Annotated in this window: 16 protein-coding genes; 7 read left to right on the top strand and 9 right to left on the bottom strand. The window is 71.8% G+C overall.

Translation table 11 applies throughout. From position 1 onward, the window contains the following. The first annotated feature begins 68 nt into the window (after positions 1 to 68). Entirely contained in the window at positions 69 to 1,904 is a 1,836-nt protein-coding gene (locus tag AC3ETA_RS22420; RefSeq protein WP_432194676.1) for an HSP90 family protein, read from the top strand. Beyond that, on the top strand, positions 1,904 to 4,834 hold the full coding sequence (locus AC3ETA_RS22415) for a tetratricopeptide repeat protein (protein WP_432194675.1): 2,931 nt from the start codon (positions 1,904 to 1,906) through the stop codon (positions 4,832 to 4,834). The genes AC3ETA_RS22420 and AC3ETA_RS22415 overlap by 1 nt, the downstream gene beginning before the upstream one ends. A gap of 13 nt (positions 4,835 to 4,847) precedes the next feature. Here the strand turns inward: AC3ETA_RS22415 and AC3ETA_RS22410 are convergent, their stop codons facing one another. Further along, the gene (locus tag AC3ETA_RS22410) at positions 4,848 to 6,521 is read right to left on the bottom strand and encodes a DAK2 domain-containing protein (RefSeq protein ID WP_432194674.1); all 1,674 of its coding nucleotides are present in this window, start codon (positions 6,519 to 6,521) and stop codon (positions 4,848 to 4,850) included. 255 nt (positions 6,522 to 6,776) lie between these two features. On the opposite strand from AC3ETA_RS22410, the gene rpmB reads away from it, so the two are divergent. Beyond that, positions 6,777 to 6,962: a 50S ribosomal protein L28 gene (gene rpmB / locus AC3ETA_RS22405; RefSeq protein ID WP_003993230.1), complete on the top strand. Its 186-nt coding sequence runs from the start codon at positions 6,777 to 6,779 to the stop codon at positions 6,960 to 6,962. Positions 6,963 to 7,072: 110 nt separating this feature from the next. Here the strand turns inward: rpmB and thiD are convergent, their stop codons facing one another. Beyond that, on the bottom strand, positions 7,073 to 7,864 hold the full coding sequence (gene thiD, locus AC3ETA_RS22400; protein ID WP_432194673.1) for a bifunctional hydroxymethylpyrimidine kinase/phosphomethylpyrimidine kinase: 792 nt from the start codon (positions 7,862 to 7,864) through the stop codon (positions 7,073 to 7,075). After that, positions 7,861 to 8,829: a thiamine-phosphate kinase gene (locus AC3ETA_RS22395; protein ID WP_107902439.1), complete on the bottom strand. Its 969-nt coding sequence runs from the start codon at positions 8,827 to 8,829 to the stop codon at positions 7,861 to 7,863. The genes thiD and AC3ETA_RS22395 overlap by 4 nt, the downstream gene beginning before the upstream one ends. Positions 8,830 to 9,035: 206 nt before the next feature. Here AC3ETA_RS22395 and AC3ETA_RS22390 point away from each other — a divergent pair, with 206 nt between their 5' ends. Continuing rightward, positions 9,036 to 9,269, top strand: a complete 234-nt coding sequence (locus AC3ETA_RS22390; protein ID WP_030952852.1) for an Lrp/AsnC family transcriptional regulator — start codon at positions 9,036 to 9,038, stop codon at positions 9,267 to 9,269. 20 nt (positions 9,270 to 9,289) lie between these two features. Beyond that, positions 9,290 to 9,799, top strand: coding sequence for a DUF3515 domain-containing protein (locus tag AC3ETA_RS22385; RefSeq protein ID WP_432194672.1), 510 nt, complete (start codon positions 9,290 to 9,292; stop codon positions 9,797 to 9,799). A 15-nt stretch (positions 9,800 to 9,814) separates the two neighbouring features. On the opposite strand, the gene AC3ETA_RS22380 is transcribed toward AC3ETA_RS22385, so the two are convergent. The 3 genes from AC3ETA_RS22380 to AC3ETA_RS22370 all read right to left on the bottom strand — a co-directional run bounded on the left by AC3ETA_RS22380 (position 9,815) and on the right by AC3ETA_RS22370 (position 12,909). Further along, positions 9,815 to 10,972: a D-alanine--D-alanine ligase family protein gene (locus tag AC3ETA_RS22380; RefSeq protein WP_432194671.1), complete on the bottom strand. Its 1,158-nt coding sequence runs from the start codon at positions 10,970 to 10,972 to the stop codon at positions 9,815 to 9,817. 147 nt (positions 10,973 to 11,119) lie between these two features. Further along, complete coding sequence (locus AC3ETA_RS22375; RefSeq protein WP_030952858.1) at positions 11,120 to 12,130, bottom strand: NAD(P)H-dependent glycerol-3-phosphate dehydrogenase; 1,011 nt, start codon at positions 12,128 to 12,130, stop codon at positions 11,120 to 11,122. Beyond that, positions 12,127 to 12,909 carry a lysophospholipid acyltransferase family protein gene (locus AC3ETA_RS22370; RefSeq protein ID WP_432194670.1) on the bottom strand — a complete coding sequence of 261 codons (783 nt, stop codon included), beginning with the start codon at positions 12,907 to 12,909 and terminating at the stop codon, positions 12,127 to 12,129. The genes AC3ETA_RS22375 and AC3ETA_RS22370 overlap by 4 nt, the downstream gene beginning before the upstream one ends. Positions 12,910 to 13,122: 213 nt before the next feature. Here AC3ETA_RS22370 and cofC point away from each other — a divergent pair, with 213 nt between their 5' ends. Together cofC and AC3ETA_RS22360 are read left to right on the top strand one after the other, a co-directional pair. Beyond that, complete coding sequence (cofC, locus tag AC3ETA_RS22365; RefSeq protein WP_432194669.1) at positions 13,123 to 13,761, top strand: 2-phospho-L-lactate guanylyltransferase; 639 nt, start codon at positions 13,123 to 13,125, stop codon at positions 13,759 to 13,761. Between the two features lie 107 nt (positions 13,762 to 13,868). Further along, positions 13,869 to 14,072, top strand: coding sequence for a hypothetical protein (locus AC3ETA_RS22360; protein ID WP_432194668.1), 204 nt, complete (start codon positions 13,869 to 13,871; stop codon positions 14,070 to 14,072). 82 nt (positions 14,073 to 14,154) lie between these two features. Here AC3ETA_RS22360 and AC3ETA_RS22355 read toward each other — a convergent pair whose 3' ends face one another. The 3 genes from AC3ETA_RS22355 to leuD all read right to left on the bottom strand — a co-directional run bounded on the left by AC3ETA_RS22355 (position 14,155) and on the right by leuD (position 16,032). Then, on the bottom strand, positions 14,155 to 14,805 hold the full coding sequence (locus AC3ETA_RS22355) for an HU family DNA-binding protein (RefSeq protein WP_432194667.1): 651 nt from the start codon (positions 14,803 to 14,805) through the stop codon (positions 14,155 to 14,157). 137 nt (positions 14,806 to 14,942) lie between these two features. Then, positions 14,943 to 15,173, bottom strand: a complete 231-nt coding sequence (locus tag AC3ETA_RS22350) for an SCO5555 family protein (protein WP_019755408.1) — start codon at positions 15,171 to 15,173, stop codon at positions 14,943 to 14,945. Between the two features lie 265 nt (positions 15,174 to 15,438). Further along, positions 15,439 to 16,032: a 3-isopropylmalate dehydratase small subunit gene (gene leuD / locus AC3ETA_RS22345; protein ID WP_432194666.1), complete on the bottom strand. Its 594-nt coding sequence runs from the start codon at positions 16,030 to 16,032 to the stop codon at positions 15,439 to 15,441. Positions 16,033 to 16,035 lie beyond the last annotated feature (3 nt).

Raw genomic sequence — 16,035 nt, 5'->3', positions numbered from 1 at the left:
CGGTCACCGCCTCACCGGGACCGCCCGACCCCGCGCCGTCCCCGAGACCCACCGACGGCGCTGCGACGATGGACTCCCAGACCTCACAGTCATCCCAGGCCCCTCAGCCGTCCCAGTCTCCTCATACGTTCCAGGTCGACCTGCGCGGTCTGGTGGACCTGCTCTCCCACCACCTCTACTCCAGTCCGAAGGTCTATCTGCGCGAGCTCCTGCAGAACGCCGTCGACGCCGTCACCGCCAGACGCGCCGAGGAGCCCGGCGCGCCCGCCGTGGTGCGGCTGTACGCCGAGTCGGGCGCGCTGCGGGTCGAGGACTCCGGGATCGGGCTGACCGAGGCGGACGTGCACAGCCTCCTCGCCACGATCGGGCGCAGCTCCAAGCGCGCGGAAGGGCTCCAGGAGGCCCGGTCCGACTTCCTGGGCCAGTTCGGCATCGGTCTGCTGGCCTGTTTCGTGGTCGCCGAGCGGATCCGGGTGGTCAGCCGCAGCGCCCGCACGCCGGACGCGCCGCCGGTGGAGTGGACGGCGGCGGACGACGGTTCGTACACCGTGCGGACCCTGCCCGACGACGCCCGGCCCGAACCCGGCACCACCGTGCACCTCGTGGCACGCGCCGGTGCCGCCGAGTGGCTGGCCGAGGACCGGGTGCTGGCGCTGGCACGGGACTTCGGCTCGCTGCTGCCGTACGACGTCCGGGTCGGCGGCGAGGCGGTCACCGACCTGCCGGCCCCCTGGGACCGTTCGTACCCCTCCCCCGCCAACCGCCGGGTGGCGCTGGCCCGGCACTGCCAGGACCTGTTCGGCTTCACCCCGCTGGACTCGATCGAGCTGAACGTGCCACTGGCCGGGATCCGCGGTGTGGCGTACGTCCTGCCGGCCGCGGTCAGCCCGGCTCAGCGGGCGGGCCATCGCGTCCACCTCAAGGGGATGCTGCTGACGGAGCGGGCCGAACAGCTGCTGCCCGACTGGGCGTTCTTCGTGCGCTGCGTCCTGGACACCGACAGCCTCAGGCCGACGGCCTCGCGCGAGGCACTGTACGAGGACGAGACGCTGGCGGCCGTACGGGAGGCGCTGGGGGAAAGGATTCGGTCCTGGCTGACCGGGCTGGCCGCCGGGGATCCGGAACGGCTGGCGGCCTTCCTGTCCGTGCACCACCTGGGCGTGAAGTCGCTCGCGCGGCACGACAGGGAGATGCTGCGCACGATGCTGCCGTGGCTGCCGTTCGAGACGTCCGACGGACGGCTGTCCCTGGAGGAGTTCGCGCAGCGGCACGCGGTCGTGCACTTCACGCGGACCGTCGAGGAGTACCGGCAGGTCGCGCCGATCGCGTCCGCGCAGGGCGTCGGGGTGATCAACGGCGGTTACACGTACGACAGCGAGCTGATCGAGGCGCTGCCGTCGGTGCGGCCGGGGACGGTCGTCGCCGAGCTGGACGCGGACACGGTGACCGCCCATCTGGACGCGGTCGACCCGGCCGAGGAACTGGCCCTGTCGGGTTTCCTGGCGGCCGCGCGGGCGAGGCTGGACCCGCTGGGCTGTGATGTCGTCCTGCGGGCCTTCCATCCGCTGTCCGTGCCCGCGCTGCATCTGGACGACCGGGCCGCCCGGCACGAGCAGGCGCGGGCCGAGGCTCAGGAGCAGGCCGACGACCTGTGGGCGGGCATCCTCGGCTCGCTGCGCGGCAGCGCTCCACGCGCGCGTCTGGTGCTGAACCATCTCAACCCGCTGATCCGGCGGATCGGTTCGCTGGGCGATGCCGAGCTGGTCGGCACGGCCACGGAGTCCCTGTACGGGCAGGCGCTGCTGATGGCGCAGCGCCCGCTGAGGCCCGCCGACTCGGCCCTGCTGAACCGGGCCTTCATCGGTCTGCTGGAGTGGGCCACGAACGGCGAGGAGGGCCGCTGATGAGCGAGATCACCGACTTCGACTCGCTGCGCCGGGCCATGGCGGAGAACGGCGAGGAACCGGAGGGTCCCGCCCGCAACGCGCGCGCGGAGCAACTGCTCGCCGAGGCGGAGAAGCTGAACATCCCGCTGGCCGTGATCGAGGCGCTCGGGCATCAGCTGAAGGTCTACAACTACAGCTCCGAGAAGGGGAAGATGTTCGTCCCCTTCTCGCGTCTGCTGCGGATGTGGGACGAGCGGCCCGAGGACTTCGACGAGTACGAGACGCATGCGCTGCACTGGGTCTTCAAGTGGATGTCGTCCGGCATGCTCGACCAGCCGCACGTCCCGCTGGCCTCGATCGAGAAGTGGCTCGGCGAGATGGAGCACCGCTACCGGCTCGCCGGACACTCCGAACGGGCGGTGCGCGGAGCGGAGTTCAGCGTGGCCGCGCACATCGGTGACGTGGCGCGGGCGGAGCGGGCGTACGGCGCCTGGCTGGCCGCGGACCGGGACGCCATGGCCGACTGCCACGCGTGCGAGCTGCACGGGCAGGGGTGGTGGCAGGCCGAGCGGGGTCAGGACGCCGAGGCGATCCGGCTGTGGGGTCCGGTGCTGGAGGGCGAGTTCACGTGTGCCCACGAGCCGCACACGGTGCTCGCGTCGTCCCTGACGCCGCTGCTGCGCCTGGGCCGCGTGGACGAGGCCCGCGCCAACCATCTGCGGGGCTTCCGGCTCGTGCGGACCATGGAGAGCATGCGCGGGGCGTACGCGGACCACGTGGAGTTCTGTGTGCTGACCGGCAACGAGGCGCGCGGCCTGGAACTGCTCGCGGAGCGGCCGGCGTACTTCACGGACGACGGGCACCCGCGCAGCAGGCTTGAGTTCATGACGGTGGTGGCCCTGCTGATGGGCCGCCTGAGCGCGCTCGGGCTGGGCGAGCGGCAGGTGCCCGGTCCGGCGGGCCGCACCTGGACCGCCCGGGGACTCGCCGTGCACGCGCGCGAGGAGGCGCTCGCCCTGGCCGTCCGCTTCGACGAGCGCAACGGCACGGCCCACGTCAGCGAGCGGGCACGCGCGCGCATGGATCAGCGGCCCCTGGTGGAGCGGCTGCCGCTCGGAGTGCGTACGACGGCCCGGCCGGCGCCGCCCGCGCCCGCGCCGGCCGCGGCCGAATCACCCGAGGACAGCCGGCCCGACCTGCCGGCCCTGATCGCCGGGGCAAGGCGGCTGTCGGACACCCTCCAGCCGGGCGCCGTCGAGGCGTGGGCGGCCGTCTCACGGGCCGCCGAGGGCGTCGAGCTGGACGCCCGTGACCGCGCGGAGATCGCCGATCACCGGGCGATGGACCTGGGCCCGGAGGGCGTCGCCCTGTTCGAGGAGGCCGCCGGCCTGTACGCGGAGGCGGGCGACCCCGGGGAGGCGCTGGCGGCACGCGCGCGTGGAGCGTACGTACGGGCCCTCACGGGCGATGTGGCCGAGGCCCGCACGATCGTCGCCGGCCTGTACGACCGGGTGCTCGCGCTGTACGCCGACGACGGCACGGGCGTGCGTCAGACGGCGGCCGTGCTGATGAGCCGCGCGCGGATCCTGATGCGGCGGGTGCACGAGGCGCAGGGCGGGCTGCCGCAGGTCCTCGCGACCGACGCCGAGGCCGCCGCCCGTGAGGTGCTGGCGCTCGTCGGCGGGCAGGCCGGGGACGACGTACGGCTCGCCTCGCGGATCGCGGAGGCGCAGGCCATGCTCGCGGAGCTGGCGGCGCTCGCGGGGGACGTGGAGGGCGCCGCGGAGCTGTTCGCGCGGGCCTCGGCGGCGTTCGTCGGGGCGGGGCTGCCGTGGTTCGCGGTGGAGTACGAGGCCCGGCTGGCCGGGCTCGCCCACCATCTCGGCGACACGGCGGAGGCCGAGCGGGCGCTGCGGGCGGCCCTGGAGCACGGCGGACCGCACCTGGAGGCGACCGGCCGGGCCCAGCTGCACCTCCAGCTGGCCGAGGTGCTCGGCGACCGGGGGCTGTCCGAGGAGGCCGCGGAACATGCCCTGGAGGCGGCGCACTGGGCCGACGAGGCGGGCGAGAGCCGCACGCTGGGCGCCTGGGCGCGGCATCAGCTGGGCGGGTTCCTGCTGCGGCAGGGGCGGTTCGCCGAGGCCGCCGAGGTGCTGGAGTCGGCGCTGCCGGACCTGTCCGCCGAGACGCACGGGGACGGGGCCGTCGTCCAGACGCAGTGGTGGCTCGGCGACTGTCTGAGCGAGCTCGGCGAGCACCGGGCGGCGGCCGAACGCCGGCTGCAGGCGGCCGAGATCGCCCGGCACTGGCCCGAGCAGCACGACCACGCCACGCTCGCGCACCTGGCCGCCGAGTCCCTGGGCCATGCGGGCCTGCACGCGGAGGCGGACCGGGCCTACGCGCGCGCGGGCGCGCTGTGGCGTTCCGTCGGCAACGTCCATGGTCTGGTCCGCTCGCTGCGTGCACGCGCGTGGCTGGCGCTGGGCGAGGAGGACCGGGACGACACCGCGTCCGAGCTGATGGCGAGCGCGGTCGAGGAGTGCCGGGCGGCGCTGGAGTCGGCCGACGACGAGGAGGCGCGCGAGCGGCTCGTCGCCGAACTCGGCCACACCCACCGCCAGTTCGGCGACCTGCTGGCGCGTTCCGCCGCGGAGGACGCCGAGGACGAGTCGATCCAGGACGTGCTGGAGAAGGCCCTGTCGCAGATGTCACGGGCCGTCGAGGTGTTCGCGCCGCTCGGCGACGAAGCCCGGCACAGCCGTACCGGCGCCGAACTCGCCGCGGGCTGGCTGGAGGCCGACCTGGGCCGCCCGGCCGGGGCGGCGGCACGCGCGCGTGCGGTGCTGGCGGCGTACGCCGTCGTCGGCGAGGACGACGGGACGGTGCTGGAGCGGAGGGCGGAGGCGGAGCAGATGCTTCAGGTGGTGCGGGAGCAGGACGGGGTGTAGGCACCGGCCGGGCTCACTCCACGCCGATGAGCAGTACGGCTCCCTGTCGGCCGCCCCGGTACACGACCGTGTCGACGGCGAGGTAGGACTCACGCACGCGTGCTTCGAGGTGCTCGGCGATCGTCTCGGGCGCCTCGTCGCCGAGGACGAGGGTGACGAGTTCGCCGCCCGCGGAGAGCATGCGGTCGAGGACGCCCTCGGCGGTGCCGGTGACGTCCGTGCCGATCACGGCGACGTCGCCGTCGATGAGCCCGAGGACGTCGCCGGCCTGACAGATGCCGGCCATGGTCCAGGACTGGCGTTCGGCGACGGCGACCTCGGCGTAGCGGGTGGCGCCGGCCGCCGAGGTCATCGACACGACGTCCTCGTCGAAGCGGCGGTCCGGCTCGTGCACGGCGAGCGCCGCGATGCCCTGGACCGCGGAGCGGGTGGGGATCAGGGCCACGCGGATGCCGTCGGTGCGGGCCTGCTCGGCGGCGGCGGCAGCGGTGTGGCGCAGCTCGGCGTCGTTGGGCAGCAGCACCACCTCGCGCGCGTGGGCCCGCCGTACGGCCTCCACGAGCTCCCCGCTGGCCGGCGGCTCCCCCGGGCGGGCGAGGACGGTGGTCGCGCCGGCCTCGCCGTACAGCCGGGCCAGGCCCTCGCCGGGCACGACGGCGACGACGGCCCGCTGGGCCCGCTCCCGGGGCAGCCGCTCGCCGGTGGTGTGCGCGTCACCGGCCCCGAAGTGGGTGATCCGGATCCGGTACGGCCGGCCGGCCTCGACGCCGGCCTCCACGGCGGCACCGGCGTCGTCGACGTGCACATGGACGTTCCACAGTCCGTCGCCGCCGACGATCACGAGGGAGTCCCCGAGGCCGTCGAGCCGCTCCCGCAGCCGGGCCACGGCCGCGTCCCCGGCCTCCAGGAGGTAGATCACCTCGAAGGCGGGTCCGCCCTCGTCCAGTACGTCGGCGCAGTCCTCGGCCTCGGTGTGCGGGACGCCGTCACCGGCGGCGACCGACGCCACGCGCGCGTGCGCCCCGGAGACCGCGGGCACCGCCTCCCCCGTGAACGTCTCCACCAGCGCGCCCAGCACCGCCAGCAGCCCCCGCCCCCCGGCGTCGACCACCCCCGCGCGCTGCAGGACCGCCAGTTGTCCGGGCGTCGCGGCCAGCGCCGTACGCGCCCCTTCGTAGGCCGCCCGCGCGACGGCGCCGCAGTCGTCGCCCGCGGCGCCGTGGGCCGCGTCGGCGGCCGCCGAGGCGACCGTGAGGACGGTGCCCTCGACGGGGTGGGCCACGGCCTGGCGTGCGGAGTCTGCGGCCCGCCGCAGGGCGAGCCGCAGACCTGATCCGTCGGTGTGAGCCGTCTCACCGTCGGCGAGCACCTGGGCCATGCCCCGCAGCAGCTGGGCGAGGATCGTGCCGGAGTTCCCGCGGGCGCCTATGAGGGCGCCGTGCGCCATGGCGCGGGCGGCGTCCGCGAGGGTGGGTCTGCCCACGTCGTAGGCGGTGAACACGGCCTCCACCGCGGCGACCGCCGACTCCACGGTCAGATACAGGTTGGTCCCGGTGTCCCCGTCGGCCACGGGATAGACGTTGATCGCGTCGATCTCCTCGCGGGCGCGGCCGAGCGACTCCAGCGCGAGGCCGCACCAGGTGCGCACCGCGAGAGCATCGAAGAATGTCTGCGGCACCTGCGCCACCTGCGCCTCCTTGAACGGCCGAACGTGGCACGCAGCGTAGACCCAGGGCCGGTGGGCGCCGGAAGAGGGCCGGGAGCGGGCCCCTGAGCAGCCATGGTAGTTTCGTTGGACTGGCGCAGTCGTTGTATGCTGCTCCGGTTGCCCGATGAAAATCGGGCCGTCCCCTGGCAACGCCACTCAGATCTCTGATCGTAGATCTCGATCCCGGCATGCCGGGATTATCCGTAAGAGCATCTGAAGTCTTTGGAGTGACCCGTGGCTGCCAACTGCGACGTCTGCGGCAAGGGGCCGGGCTTCGGCAACAACATCTCGCACTCGCACCGCCGTACGTCCCGTCGCTGGAACCCGAACATCCAGCGCGTCCGTACCGTGGTCGGCGGGACGCCGAAGCGCGTGAACGCCTGCACCTCGTGCATCAAGGCCGGCAAGGTCTCGCGCTGACGCCCACAGCTGAGCGCGCGGCCACTGCTGGTTCGCTGCACTGAGCCGGTCCACCTCGGGTGGACCGGCTCTTTGCTGTGCCCGGCGACCGCCCGGGGCCCCGCCGAACGCTACGCTCCGTCGCGGAACCGCCACCCGTGGTCGACCGGACCGATGCCACCGCCGAGCGCGAACCCGGCCTCGATCGCCCCGGTGACGTACTCCTTGGCCGCCGTCACCGCCTCCGGCACGGCGAGGCCCTTCGCCAGCCCCGAGGCGATCGCAGAGGCCAGCGTGCAGCCCGTCCCATGGGTGTGGCGGTTGTCGTGCCGGGGCGCCCGCAGCCAGTGCTCCGCGGAACCGTCCGTGAGCAGGTCCACGGCGTCCCCGGGCAGATGGCCGCCCTTGATCAGCACCCAGCGCGGCCCGTACTCCAGCACGGCCGCCGCGGCCTGCCGCAGCTGCTCCTCGGACTCGACGTGCACGCCGGTCAGTTGCGCCACCTCGTCGAGGTTCGGCGTCGCCACGGTCGCCACGGGCAGCAGCTTCGTACGCACCGATACGAGCGCGGACGACGCGAGCAGTGAGTCACCGTGCTTGGAGACGCCGACGGGGTCGATCACGGCGGGCGCGTCGGTGCCGCCGATCAATTCGGCGACCGCCTCGACGAGTTCGGCAGAGGCGAGCATGCCCGTCTTGACCGCCTGGACGCCGATGTCGTCGACGACGCTGCGGTACTGCGCCCGCACCGCCGCCACCGGCAGCTCCCAGGCCCCCTGCACACCGAGCGAGTTCTGGGCGGTCACCGCGGTGATCACGCTCATGCCGTGGACGCCGAGCGCGAGCATCGTCTTCAGGTCGGCCTGGATACCGGCGCCGCCTCCGGAGTCGGAGCCGGCCACCGTGAGGACGCGCGGGATCATGACTCGATGTCCCCGCCGAAGTGGTCCCAGCCGCCCTTCCTGGTCCACGGCGCCCCGTCCACCGTGACCTGGGGCAGCGCCGAGGGGTTGAGGACCTCGCCGATGACCTTCCAGCGGGCGGGCAGCTTCACGTCCGGCGGGAAGGTCGCCACGATCGCGTGGTCCTCTCCCCCGGTCAGCACCCACTGCATGGGGTCCACGCCGACGGCCTGCCCGATGTCGTTCATCTGGGTCGGGATGTCGATCGCGCCCGAGCGGATGTCGATACGGACCTTGCTGGCCTCGGCGATGTGCCCGAGGTCGGCGATCAGCCCGTCGCTCACGTCGCACATCGCGGTGGCGCCGAGCCCGGCGGCGGCCGGCCCCGCGTGATACGGCGGTTCGGGACGCCGGTGTGCCTCCACGAAGGCGCGCGGCGAGCGGAACCCCCGGGCGAGCACGGCGTATCCGGCCGCGGACCAGCCCAGCCAGCCCGTCACGGCGACCATGTCGCCGGGCTGCGCGCCGGCCCGCGTGACGGGCTCCTGGTTGCGCAGATCGCCGAGCGCGGTGATCGACACCATGATCGTGTCGCCGCGTACGACGTCGCCGCCGACCACCGAGGCGCCCGCGACCTGGCACTCGTCGCGGATGCCGTCCATCAGCTCGCTCGGCCAGGTGACCGGGAGTTCGGCCGGCACGACCAGGCCGAGCAGCAGCGCGGTCGGCACGGCGCCCATGGCGGCGATGTCCGCGAGGTTCTGTGCGGCGGCCTTGCGGCCGACGTCGTAGGCCGTGGACCAGTCGCGGCGGAAGTGCCGCCCCTCCAGCAGGATGTCCGTGCTGGCGACCACCCTGCGGTCGGGCGCGGCCACCACCGCGGCGTCGTCGCCCGGACCGACCCGGACCGCCGGGGTGGTGGTGAGACGGGAGGTGAGCTCCCTGATGAGCCCGAACTCCCCGAGCTCACCAACAGTGCCCTTCATTGCCCTTACGCCCCTTCTGTCCCGGTTCGCACCCGGTCGCGCGTCCCTGCGGTGCTCGCTACGGTCGAGATGTACGTCAACTTCGGTCGTCCCCGCACCACGGCGCGGGGGCCCTGGCCATCGAGGGTCTCCCCGTGACGAGCGGCGACGCGATACCGTGGCGTTCCTTTTCCCCACATGATCCTCGTGGCCGCCCTGGAGGTTCCGTGGTACAGGCGTACATCCTGATCCAGACGGAGGTCGGCAAGGCGTCGACCGTCGCCGAGACGATCAGCAAGCTCCCTGGAGTCATCCAGGCCGAGGACGTCACCGGACCGTACGACGTCATCGTGCGCGCCCAAGCCGACACGGTCGACGACCTGGGTCGCATGGTGGTCGCCAAAGTCCAGCAAGTGGACGGCATCACCCGCACCCTGACCTGCCCGGTCGTACATCTGTAGCCCCCGTCTACCCTTGGCCGGTGAACTCTTTCCGTCACCGGCACTTTGCTGTCATCGGGCTGCCCGCGTTCGTCCTGCTGGTCACCACCGCGGGCTGCTCATCAGCAGACGGCAGCGCGTCGGCAGCGGTTCCCAGCCCCGGTACGAAGGCCACGAAGCTGTGCCGGAACCTCGACAAGGCGCTGCCGGCCGAGGTGGACGGTGCCGACCGTGAGGACCCCTCGCCCGCGTCCACGCTGACCGCGGGCTGGGGAGACCCGGCGATCATACTGCGGTGCGGTGTCGTACGGCCGTCGAAGATGAGTGACCCGAAGGTCGCCGAGGGCAGGGACGACGAGGCGGTGGCCGGCGGCGTGAACGGCGTCAGGTGGTTGATGGAGGAGGACCGCGACGGAGGGTACCGGTTCACCACCGCTCTGCGGCGCGCGTATGTCGAGGTCACCGTGCCGGAGGGCCGGGACAGTTCGAGCGTGCTGATCGATCTGGCCCCGGCCGTGAAGAAGGCGATCCCCGAAGGGATCGCCGACTGACCACCTCGGTGGCGCCTACCTGAGCCCGGTCGAGCGCCGCAGCGCCGCCTCGATCAGCCGGTCCACCAGGTCCGGGTAGCTGATCCCGCCGGCCTGCCACATCTGCGGGTACATCGAGATCGGCGTGAAGCCGGGCATCGTGTTGATCTCGTTGATCACGAACTCCCCGTCCTCGGTGAGGAAGAAGTCCGCGCGCACCAGGCCCTCGCAGGAGGCCGCCTCGAAGGCGTCCACGGCCAGCCGCTGCACCTCGGCCGTCTCCTCGGGCGTCAGCGGCGCCGGCACGATGCCGGGCGTGGAGTCGATGTACTTGGCCTCGAAGTCGTAGTACGCGTGCGCGTCCGGCGGCGGGATCTCCGCCGGGACGGAGGCGCGCGGGCCGTCCTCGAACTCCAGCACCCCGCACTCGATCTCCCGGCCGCGCAGAGCAGACTCGACGAGGATCTTCGGGTCGTGCCGCTGTGCCTCGGCGATCGCGTCGTCCAGGCCGGACAGGTCCTCGACCTTGGTGATGCCGATCGACGAGCCCGCGCGGGCGGGCTTCACGAACAGCGGCCAGCCGTGGTCCCCGGCGAGGTCGATGATCTTCTTGCGGGCGGCGGACTCGTCCTGCTCCCACTCGCGCGGCCGGATCACCACGTACGGGCCCACCTTGAGCCCGAAGGAGGTGAACACCCGCTTCATGTACTCCTTGTCCTGGCCGACGGCCGAGGCGAGCACGCCGGAGCCGACGTAGGGCACCCCGGAGAGCTCCAGCAGACCCTGCAGGGTGCCGTCCTCACCGTAGGGGCCGTGCAGCACCGGGAAGACCACGTCGATCTCGCCGAGCGCCTTGGGCACCGATCCGGGCTCGGCGTAGACGACTTCGCGGTTGGCGGGGTCGACGGGGAGCACCACGCCGCCCTCGCTGGAGTCGGCCAGCTGCTCGACGTTGGGCGTACGGCGCTCGGTGATCGCCATGCGTTCCGGTTCGTCGGCGGTGAGCACCCAGCGGCCGCTCTGCGTGATGCCGATCGGCAGGACGTCGTACTTCGTCCGGTCGATCGCACGCAGGACGGCGCCGGCGGTGACCATGGAGATCCCGTGCTCGGAGCTGCGGCCGCCGAACACGACGGCCACACGCGGCTTGCGCTGCGGCTGGTCTGGGCTCTGGGGGAGGTTCTCGGTGCTCATATCGGGTTGAGGGTACCCGGTGGTAGGGCTCAGCGCCCCGAAGGGGCGCGGGACTGTATGGACATGCGGCTGCGCCGCGTGGGCGCGACCGGCCCCCACCGGGCCGTACCCGGACGACAGACCCGCCCGGCGCCCCGAGCGGAGCGTTCAGCGTCGCTCCGGCTTGGCGCTGCGCGACATCAGCTCCTTGAGGGCGACGACCGGCGGCTTGCCCTCGTGCACGATGCCGACGACCGTCTCCGTGATCGGCATGTCGACGCCGTGCCGGCGGGCCAGATCCAGCACGGACTCGCAGGACTTGACGCCCTCGGCGGTCTGCTTGGTGACCGCGATGGTCTCCTGGAGGGTCATGCCCTTGCCCAGGTTGGTGCCGAAGGTGTGGTTGCGCGACAGCGGCGAGGAGCAGGTCGCCACCAGGTCGCCGAGGCCGGCGAGTCCGGAGAAGGTCAGCGGGTCGGCGCCCAGCGCGACCCCGAGCCGGGTCGTCTCGGCGAGGCCGCGGGTGATCAGCGAGCCCTTGGCGTTGTCGCCGAGGCCCATGCCGTCCGCGATGCCGACGGCGAGGCCGATGACGTTCTTCACGGCTCCGCCCAGTTCGCAACCCACCACGTCCGTATTGGTGTACGGGCGGAAGTACGGCGTGTGGCTGGCCGCCTGGAGGCGCTGGGCGACGGACTCGTCGGTGCAGGCCACGACGGCCGCGGCGGGCATGCGGGAGGCGATCTCACGGGCCAGGTTGGGGCCGGTGACCACGGCGATGCGGTCGTGGCCGACCTTGGCGACGTCCTCGATGACCTCGCTCATCCGCATGGTGGTGCCGAGTTCGACGCCCTTCATCAGCGACACCAGGACAGTGCCGGGCGCCAGCATCGGGGTCCACTCGGCGAGGTTGGCGCGCAGGGTCTGGGAGGGTACCGACAGCACCGTGAAGTCCGCGCCGGCCATGGCCTCGGCGGGGTCGGTGGTGGCCCGCATGCCCTGCGGGAGCTCGACGCCGGGGAAGTAGTCGGGGTTCGTGCGGGTCGAGTTGATGGCGTCGGCGACCTCGGGGCGGCGGGCCCACAGGGTGACGTCGCAGCCGGCGTCGGCGAGGACGATGCCGAAGGCCGTGCCCCACGAACCGGCACTCAGGACTGCCGCCTTGACGGGCTTGCTCACGTGCCCTGCCCCTCTTCCTGCTCGGCCTTCGCCTGCCGGTTGTTCTGCGCGGCGGTCCTGCGGCGCTGCTCGACGCGCTCCTGGCGCGGGTCGTACGTCGTCCCGGGCGCCTTCTCGCCGCGGATCTCCTCCAGCTGGCGGGTGATGGCGGCCATGATGACCTCGGTCGCCTCCTTCAGGAGGTCCGGGGTCATCTCCTTGTCGTAGAAGTCCGTCAGGTCCACGGGCGGGCCCGCGAGCACCTGGTGGGTCTTGCGCGGAAGGAGGTTGGGCTTCTTGGCATACGGCGGCAGCAGTTCGTTGGCGCCCCACTGCGCGACCGGGATCACCGGGCACTTGGTCTGCAGGGCCACGCGCGCGGCGCCGGTCTTGCCGGTCATGGGCCACTGGTCCGGGTCGCGGGTGATGGTGCCCTCCGGATAGAAGGCGACGCATTCGCCGCGCTCCACGGCGTCGATCGCGGCGCGGAAGGCGCTCAGCGCGTCCGTGGTCTCCCGGTAGACGGGGATCTGCCCGGTGCCGCGCATCGCGGCGCCGACGAATCCCTTCCTGAAAAGCCCGCTCTTCGCGAGGAATCGCGGAACGCGGCCGGTGTTGTACTGAAAGTGCGCGTACGCGAAGGGATCGATGTGCGAATTATGGTTCACCGCGGTGATAAATCCACCCTCGGCCGGAATGTGCTCCATTCCACGCCAGTCCCGCTTGATCAGAACCACCAGCGGCGGTTTGCAGAGCACCGCTGCGAAGCGGTACCAGAAGCCGATTCTGCGGCGGGGCACGCGTGCACCTTCCTGTAGGGATCAAACGACGTCGGGCCTGGGGGCCGCACAAGTCTCGCCCCAGGCCGCCGGTCTGTCGAGAACACCGTACGCCCGCCCGTCTCCCGCCCCCACCCTTGCCGGAGCTTCGCACCCTTCTTCGGCCGCGACCGCCGGATGGCCCTGGTGACGGCTGAGTGACAATGACCGCGACTAGAGAGGGGCGGAACGCCAGTGCAGTGGACCTTGGTCGTACCCCTGAAGCCCTTGGCCCGGGCGAAGAGCAGGCTTTCGGACACCGCGGCGGACGGATTGCGCCCGGGCCTGGCCCTCGCCTTCGCGCTGGACACCGTGGCCGCGGCGCTGGCCTGCCCGGCGGTGAAGGATGTGGCCGTCGTCACGGACGACGCCCTGGCCGGGCGCGAGCTGGGCGCACTCGGCGCGCACATCGTCGCCGACGAACCCGGCGGCGGCCTGAACGCCGCGCTGGCGCACGCGGCGGCGGTCGTCCGTACGTCCCGCCCCGAAACCCCGGTAGCCGCCCTGAACGCCGATCTTCCGGCGCTGCGCCCGCTGGAATTGGCCCGGGTACTGGAAGCGGCGGCGGAATTCCCGCGTGCTTTTCTCGCCGATGCGGCAAAGATCGGCACGACACTGCTGGCAGCTTCTCCCGGCCATGAATTGCGCCCGGCATTCGGCACGGATTCCCGCGCTCGTCATCGCGCTTCCGGTGGGGTGGAACTACTCCTCGACGAGGTGGATTCCGTACGCCAGGACGTGGACACCGGCGCTGATCTGCGGGCCGCGCTGCTCCTGGGCGTGGGCCGGCGCACAGCGGCGATGGCAGCACGGCTGCTGATCAAGGAACAGTGACCGCCACGGCCTTGGGGCGCGGGGAACTGCGCGACCAGCCCCAGTGGCACGGCAGCCCGAGGACGACTTCTCGCGGCACTCACAGCGGAGCGCATAGGGTGAGGGCCATGCAGGCCACCTCATACACCTACGACGCCGAGACCCGCACCGGCAGCGTCCTGCTGGACGACGGCACCCCGGTCCCCTTCGACGCCCCGGCCTTCGACGCGGGCGGCCTCCGCCTGCTGCGCCCCGGCCAGCGGGTCCGCATCGAGACGGAAGGCGAGGGTGCGTCCCTGCGCATCACGCTGGTGACGTTGCAGACCCTCTGAACCCGGTGCAGGGCACCGGAACACGCCGCGGGCCGGACTCCGTACGGAGTCCGGCCAGGCGCGTGAGTGCCCCAGTGCGGTCCTACCTGCTGCGCGTGGTCCTCTTGGCGGTGGACTTGCGCGCCGTCGACTTCTTGGCCGGCGCCTTCTTGGCGGTGGCCTTCTTCGCCGGGGCCTTCTTCGCCGTCGCCTTCTTGGCGGTGGCCTTCTTCGCCGCGGTGGTCTTCTTGGCGGCGGCCGTGGTCTTCTTGGCCGTCGTCTTCTTCGCGGTGGTCTTCTTGGCGGCGGCCGTGGTCTTCTTGGCCGTCGTCTTCTTCGCGGCCGTCTTCTTGGCGGCGGCCTTCTTCGCCGCGGTGGTCTTCTTCGCGGCGGCCTTCTTGACCGTCGCCGCGGCACCACCGGTCAGGCTGCCCTTGGGCGCCTTCTTGACGGCGACCTCGCCGCCCCGCGGGAGCTTCTTCGAGCCGCTCACCAGGTCCTTGAAGCCCTGGCCCGCACGGAAGCGCGGAACGGAGGTCTTCTTGACCCGAACCCGCTCGCCCGTCTGAGGGTTACGGGCGTACCGGGCGGGACGGTCGACCTTCTCGAACGAACCGAAGCCGGTGACGGAGACCCGCTCACCCGAGACAACCGCGCGGACGATCGCGTCCAGTACGTGGTCGACAGCATCGGCGGCCTGCTGGCGGCCGCCCATCTTGTCGGCAATCGCTTCTACGAGCTGCGCCTTGTTCACGTCTTCCCCTTCGGAGACATCGCCAGAACGAAAGTGTTCAAGCTTTTTCGCACGTTAGGCAGATATATACCGCAAATCAAACACGAAACGGGCTAATCACCCTTGTGCCGCAACAGACTCGACTGTCTCGAAGGTGTTCAGCGTTCCTCTTCGGGGAATCGCCCCGCGTCGAGATCCGCCATGAACCGCTCCAGACGCCTTGTCGCTTCGGCGACGTCGTGCTTGGCCGCGGCCGTAATGACCAGCAGCTTCCGGGTCAGCGCCATCCGTACGCCCTCCGGGACTTGCAGTGCACGCACTCTTGTGTGCGCTTCCTTGAGTTGGTCCGCGACTGCCGCATAGAGCTCGAGTTGGCCGTCGTGTTCCATGCACAGATTGTGCCATCTGGGGCGAGTTGTCGCCTGCCAGGGGTGCAACTCCGGCCTCAAATGGCCTTCCGGGCACTTGCGGAAGTCGCCGCCGCACCACTCGCGTACCCCGGCAACACCCGCCCTAACGTGGGAAGTTGGGCGGGGCACGCATCTGCCGCAGGACCGTTCGGGTGCAGACATGCCAGTACCCCCGATCGGGCTGATCGGGGGTACTGGGAGGGTGTTGCGGTGTCCGAAAGTCGCCTTGCGGGCGGGTCTCGGCTCAGCTCTGGAGCGTCCGCGGCTTGAACGACGGCCGCTTCGCCTCGTAGGCGGCGATGTCGTCCTCGTTCTGGAGGGTGATCGAGATGTCGTCGAGGCCGTTCAGCAGGCGCCAGCGGGAGTTCTCGTCCAGCTCGAAGGAGGCGGTGATGCCCTCGGCGCGCACCTCACGGGCCTGGAGGTCGACCGTGACCTCGGCCTGCGGGTCGTTCTCGGTGAGCTCCCACAGCGCGTCCACGATCTTCTGCTCCAGAACCACCGTGAGCAGGCCGTTCTTGAGCGAGTTGCCGCGGAAGATGTCCGCGAAGCGCGAGGAGATGACGGTCTTGAAACCGTAGTTCTGCAGCGCCCAGACCGCGTGCTCACGGGAGGAGCCGGTGCCGAAGTCGGGGCCGGCGACCAGCACCGTGGCGCCCTCGCGCTCGGGCCGGTTGAGCACGAACTCCGGGTCCTTGCGCCAGGCCTCGAACAGCCCGTCCTCGAAACCGTCCCGGGTCACCTTCTTGAGCCAGTGAGCAGGGATGATCTGGTCGGTGTCGACGTTGGAGCGGCGCAGCGGAACGGCCCGGCCGGTGTGCTTGGTGAATGCTTCCATGAC

This window comes from Streptomyces sp. bgisy027 (assembly GCF_057710365.1).
This window is presented reverse-complemented; position numbering and strand designations above follow the sequence as displayed.